The following is a 612-nucleotide window of genomic DNA, read 5'->3' as shown; positions in this document are numbered from 1 at the left end:
ACATCGCCCGCGGCGTCACCAACCTCCTCCAGGGCGTGATGAGCGCCACCGGTTCCCCGGCGGCCATCTACAACGGTCACGACCTGGCGGGCAAGACGGGCACCACCAACAGCACCGAGGCCGTGTGGTTCTGCGGCTACAGCCCCGAGGTCGCCGGCTGCGCCTCCATCGCCGTCGACAAGACCAACGACTTCTGGGACGGCCGGCGTCGCTCGCTGGAGGGGCTGAGCCTGCCCGAGAGCGGCAACTTCCTGCAGGGCTCCGGCGGTGGTGACGCGGGCGCCAAGATCTGGAAGCCGGCCATGACCGAGGCCCTCAAGGGCAAGAAGAAGACCCAGTTCAAGGAGCCCTCGAGCGAGGTCCGCAACGGTCGCGACGTCGACGTGCCCAGCGTGGCCGGGATGTCCCCCGACGAGGCGGAGCGCACCCTGCGCGAGGCCGGTTTCACCGTCGTGCGGGCCAACACCACCAGCACCGCGCCGGCCGGCGCCTACCTCGGCTCGGCTCCCACCGGCCGGGTGAAGGCGGGCTCCACGATCTACCTCTACTTCTCCTCCGGTCCGCCGCCCGCGCCGCCGCGGCCGCAGCAGAACCCCAACCAGCAGCGCCAGC

Annotated in this window: 1 protein-coding gene (only partly in view); it reads left to right on the top strand. The window is 71.4% G+C overall.

The window, feature by feature from the left end; genetic code table 11:
• Positions 1–38 precede the first annotated feature (38 nt).
• A protein-coding gene (locus tag GC722_RS02590; protein ID WP_156607579.1) for a PASTA domain-containing protein crosses the window boundary here: on the top strand, positions 39–612 show its 5' portion. Its footprint extends 161 nt past the window's final position; the window shows 574 of its 735 coding nt (coding positions 1–574); it begins with the start codon at positions 39–41; its stop codon lies beyond the right edge, outside the window.

It is taken from the genome of Auraticoccus cholistanensis (assembly GCF_009742705.1).
Classification (GTDB): Bacteria; Actinomycetota; Actinomycetes; order Propionibacteriales; family Propionibacteriaceae; genus Auraticoccus; species Auraticoccus cholistanensis.
Note: the sequence above shows the minus strand (reverse complement) of the source record. Positions and strands in the feature narration are given on the sequence as shown.